This is a genomic window from Mesorhizobium sp. M2A.F.Ca.ET.042.01.1.1 (assembly GCF_003997405.1).
In the GTDB taxonomy this organism is placed as follows: Bacteria; Pseudomonadota; Alphaproteobacteria; order Rhizobiales; family Rhizobiaceae; genus Mesorhizobium.
The window spans coordinates 1-4,117 of record NZ_RZRX01000379.1; the positions used below are offsets into that span (position 1 = coordinate 1).

Annotated in this window: 7 protein-coding genes; 1 reads left to right on the top strand and 6 read right to left on the bottom strand. The window is 63.3% G+C overall.

The annotated features are described in order from the left end of the window. The 5 genes from EOA23_RS32125 to coaD all read right to left on the bottom strand — a co-directional run. The coding region (locus EOA23_RS32125) for an S-adenosylmethionine:tRNA ribosyltransferase-isomerase (RefSeq protein ID WP_189341791.1) at nt 1-631 on the bottom strand (631 nt) is incomplete at its 3' end. After that, nucleotides 631-1,080, bottom strand: a complete 450-nt coding sequence (locus EOA23_RS32130) for a DMT family transporter (RefSeq protein WP_127307040.1) — start codon at nt 1,078-1,080, stop codon at nt 631-633. The genes EOA23_RS32125 and EOA23_RS32130, both read right to left, overlap by 1 nt. Nucleotides 1,081-1,090: 10 nt before the next feature. Then, nucleotides 1,091-1,603 (bottom strand): peptidylprolyl isomerase, encoded by a 513-nt coding sequence (locus EOA23_RS32135; protein ID WP_042642653.1) that lies wholly within the window; start codon nt 1,601-1,603, stop codon nt 1,091-1,093. A gap of 30 nt (nt 1,604-1,633) precedes the next feature. Continuing rightward, nucleotides 1,634-2,131, bottom strand: a complete 498-nt coding sequence (locus tag EOA23_RS32140; protein ID WP_245474415.1) for a peptidylprolyl isomerase — start codon at nt 2,129-2,131, stop codon at nt 1,634-1,636. Between the two features lie 126 nt (nt 2,132-2,257). Next, on the bottom strand, nt 2,258-2,758 hold the full coding sequence (gene coaD / locus EOA23_RS32145) for a pantetheine-phosphate adenylyltransferase (protein ID WP_127307042.1): 501 nt from the start codon (nt 2,756-2,758) through the stop codon (nt 2,258-2,260). Between the two features lie 291 nt (nt 2,759-3,049). Between coaD and EOA23_RS32150 the strand changes: the two genes are divergently transcribed. Beyond that, complete coding sequence (locus EOA23_RS32150; protein ID WP_095765297.1) at nt 3,050-3,202, top strand: hypothetical protein; 153 nt, start codon at nt 3,050-3,052, stop codon at nt 3,200-3,202. Between the two features lie 50 nt (nt 3,203-3,252). Here EOA23_RS32150 and EOA23_RS32155 read toward each other — a convergent pair. After that, nucleotides 3,253-4,117 (bottom strand): DNA gyrase C-terminal beta-propeller domain-containing protein (locus EOA23_RS32155; RefSeq protein ID WP_281058778.1); only part of this gene is annotated, 865 nt, incomplete at its 5' end.

Sequence of the window (4,117 nt, forward strand, 5' to 3'; positions counted from 1 at the left end):
CAATGCCCTGGGCGTCGAGCGCGGCAAACAGCGCTGGCGTGAAATGCAGCCCGGCGGTGGGGGCAGCGACCGCGCCCTCTTCCCTGGCATAGATGGTCTGGTAGTCGGCGCGGTCGCGCTCGTCGTCGTCGCGCTTCGAGGCGATATAAGGCGGCAGCGGAATGTGGCCGACGGCATGCAGCGCCTCATCGAGGAACGGCCCGGAAAGGTCGAAACCGAGCAGCGCCTCGCCAGCCTCGCCCTTTTCGAGCACCGTCGCGTCGAGCTGGCCGAGGAAGCAGGAATTGCCGTCATGACCGAAATGGATGCGGTCGCCGGCGGCGATGCGCTTGCCCGGCCGCATGAAGGCCTGCCAGCGGTCCGGCGCCACGCGCATATGCAGCGTCGCCTCGACCTGCGCCACCGCCTCGCCGCGCTTGCGCATGCCCTTCAGTTGCGCCGGGATGACCTTGGTGTCGTTGAACACCAGCACGTCGCCTTGCCTTAGCAGCGAAGGCAGGTCGCGGACAATGCGGTCCTGCAATGGTTCGCCCGGCTCGACGACCAGCAGCCTGGCGCTGTCGCGCGGTTCCGCCGGACGAAGCGCGATGCGCTCCTCCGGCAGCTCGAAGTCGAACAGGTCGACACGCATCAGAAAAGCCGGATGAGCAGCGCCCCGGCGAGCAGCATTACCGCGCCGGCGACGCGGCCGAGCGAGATTTCGCGCACCGCCACGCCAAGGAAGCCGACGCGGTCGATCAGCATGCCGGCGAGCAACTGCCCGGCGACCAGGAAGGCCATCAGGGCCGCAGCGCCGATGCGTGGTGTCAGAATGGTGGAGAGCGTGACATAGAAGCCGCCGAGCATGCCGCCGGCGATGAACAGCCAGGGCGCCGGCGCCTTCCAGTCGAGCGAAATGCCCTGCAACCTCACCACCGCGAAGGCAATGATGCCAAGGACGATGGCGCCCGACAGGAACGAAAACGCCGCGGCGGCCACGGGAAGGCCGAGGCCGCCCGCCAGTTGCGAATTGATCGGCGCCTGGATGGCGATGAAGGCGCCGGACAGGATGCCGAGCAGGGACCAGACTGCGCCCATCATCGTTATGCCCTTACTTGACGTCGGCCGCGACCTTCAGCGACACGATCTTGTCGGGATCCTGCACCGGCTCGCCGCGCTTGATCTTGTCGACATTTTCCATGCCCTCGATAACCTGGCCCCACACCGTGTACTGGCGGTTGAGGAAGGCGGCATCGTCGAAGCAGATGAAGAACTGCGAATTCGCCGAGTTCGGGTTCTGCGCCCGAGCCATCGAGCAGGCGCCGCGGCCATGATTGGCGTTGGAGAACTCGGCCTTGAGGTCCGGCTTGTCGGACCCGCCCATGCCCGCGCGCGACGGCGCATAGGTCGGCTTCGAGGAGTTGCCGAACTTGACGTCGCCGGTCTGCGCCATGAAGCCGTCGATGACGCGGTGGAACACGACGCCGTCATAGGCGCCCTCACGCGCCAGTTCCTTGATCCGGGCGACGTGGCCGGGGGCCAGTTCGGGATACATTTCGATGACGACCTTGCCCTTGGTCGTTTCCATGATCAGCGCGTTCTCGCGATCCTTGATCTCAGCCATGTCAGAAATCCTTTTTGAAAATTGAGGGGTTTATTTGCCGTCGGCGGCGATGCGAACCTTGATCATGCGGTCGGGGTCGCTGACCGTGCCGTTGTCGGCCTCGTCGCCCTTCTTGATCTTGTCGACGAGGTCCATGCCGCCGACCACCTTGCCGACGATGGTGTACTGGCCGTCGAGGTTCGGCGCCGGCGCGAACATGATGAAGAATTGCGAGTTGGCCGAATTCGGGTCCTGCGACCGCGCCATGCCGATCACGCCGCGCGTGAATTGCTCGCTCTGCGAGAACTCGGCCGGCAGATCGGGAAGATCGGAACCGCCGGTGCCGACGGCTTGCGGGTCGAAACCCTTCTTCATGTTGCCGAACTTTACGTCGCCGGTCTGCGCCATGAAGCCGTCGATGACGCGGTGGAAGGCGACATTGTCATAGGCGCCGTCGCGCACCAGCTTCTTGATCTGCGCGACATGCTTAGGCGCCAGATCGGGGCGCAGCGCAATCGTCACGTCGCCATCCTTGAGCGTGATGATCATGGTGTTTTCCTTGTCGGCGGCGACGGCCGGCCCGGATGCCGAGAAAAGGGATGCCGCGAAAAGGCCGGCAAGCACGACAAGGAACGAAGCAAGCTTCTTCAGCTGCATAGGGATCTCCGGGAAAACCTATTTGATGAACTTGGCGGTGAGCGCCCCGGCGACAGCCGCCGGCACGAATGGGCGGATGTCGCCGCCCATCGAGGCAATCTGGCGCACAAGTGTGGCGGTAATGGTGCGCACCGACGGGCTGGCGGGCAGAAAAACCGTCTGCAGTTCCGGCGCCATCGTCTCGTTCATGCCGGCCATCTGCATTTCATAATCGAGATCGGTGCCGTCGCGCAGGCCGCGGATCATGATCGAGGCGCCCTGCTTGCGGGCCGCGTCGATGACCAGCCCGTCGAAGGCAACGACCTTGATACGACCGCTGTCCTTGCCGAATTCGGCCTTGGTTGCCGCCTCGATCAGTTCCACGCGTTCCTCGAAGGAAAACAACGGCTTCTTGCCTGGATGGATGCCGATCGCCGCATAGACGGTGTCGGCCACCGCCAGCGACGCCTTGAGCACGTCAAGATGGCCGTTGGTCAGCGGGTCGAATGAGCCGGCGTAAAGGGCGGTGCGTTCGGTCATGGCAGGCTTCTAGAGCAATTCCAGGAAAAGTGTGAGCGGTTTTCCGTCCGGAATTGAGCAAAGACAAAAAGATAGAGCGGTTCGCTGTTATCTTGAAACGGTGAAACGCTCTAGCGAACCTCTCAGAAAAAGGCAAATCCGATAGGTTGCCCACCGTGAACCTTTTTGCGCCGATGAACGACAGATGAACGCGGCAATCACGAACGTTTCACGCAGCGTTCACTAGGTTGCCGCTTCAAGGGACGAAACAAAATCCCCATCTCGTCGTTGTAAGCCCAGGAGAACACGCAAATGCTGATCTACATGCTTGCCACAGCAATGACCATCGTGATGCTCATCGCGACCGCCTTCGGGTTGCATCAGGAAGCAGCGCGGGTGCGCGTCAAGGCCAACACCAAGCGCCTCGATGGTTTCGCCCACCGCAACGTCTACCGTCGCCACTGATCCCCGTCATGATCGAACCGGCCCAACGGGCCGGTTGAGCCGGACGAAATCTATTCGCTCCCGCCCGTATCGTCCGCACCAGCCTCGCTCGAAGCCACGTCTTCCGCCTCTTCGTCCGACTGCGGCTCCGAAATCCGCTCCACCGACACGACCTTTTCGCCTTCGGCCGTGTTGAAGATCGTCACGCCCTTGGTGGCGCGGCTGGCAAAGCGTATGCCGTTGACCGGCACCCGGATCACCGTGCCGCCGTCCGAAACCAGCATGATCTGATCGTCATTGCCGACCGGGAAGGTCGCGACCAGGCGGCCGATCTCGGCCGTCTTCGACACGTCGGTGGCGCGGATGCCCTTGCCGCCGCGCCCCGTCAGGCGGAAGTCGTAGGACGACGAGCGCTTGCCGTAGCCATATTCGGTCACCGTCAGCACGAGTTGCTCATGCGCCTTCAGGAATTCGTAGCGCTCGTCGGAAAGCTCGGCTTCCTCGCCGACCTCCTCGTTGGTGAGCGCGATCTCCTCTTCCTCGCCGGCTGCGCCGGCGGCAAGCCGGCGTTCGACCGCCGCGCGCTTCAGATAGGCTGCGCGCTCGGCGGGTGACGCATCGACATGCTCGATGATCGACATCGAGATGATGCGGTCGGTCTCGGCCATGCTTATGCCGCGCACGCCGACGGAATTGCGGCTCTGGAAGACGCGCACGTCGGAGACCGGGAAACGAATGCACTGGCCGGAATTCGCCGTCAAAAGCACGTCGTCATTGTCGGTGCAAGTCTCGACGCCGAGGATCTCGTCGCCCTCTTCCTCCAGCTTCATGGCGATCTTGCCATTGCGGTTGACCTGGACGAAGTCGCTGAGCTTGTTGCGGCGCACGGTGCCACGCGTGGTGGCGAACATCACGTCGAGATCGCCCCAGCTGGTC

Excerpts from the sequence above, each read along its gene's own strand:
- EOA23_RS32130 (WP_127307040.1), bottom strand. The coding sequence starts at position 1,080 with ATGATGGGCGCAGTCTGGTCCCTGCTCGGCATCCTGTCCGGCGCCTTC.
- EOA23_RS32135 (WP_042642653.1), bottom strand. The coding sequence starts at position 1,603 with ATGGCTGAGATCAAGGATCGCGAGAACGCGCTGATCATGGAAACGACC.
- EOA23_RS32140 (WP_245474415.1), bottom strand. The coding sequence starts at position 2,131 with ATGATCATCACGCTCAAGGATGGCGACGTGACGATTGCGCTGCGCCCC.
- coaD (WP_127307042.1), bottom strand. The coding sequence starts at position 2,758 with ATGACCGAACGCACCGCCCTTTACGCCGGCTCATTCGACCCGCTGACC.
- EOA23_RS32150 (WP_095765297.1), top strand. The coding sequence starts at position 3,050 with ATGCTGATCTACATGCTTGCCACAGCAATGACCATCGTGATGCTCATC.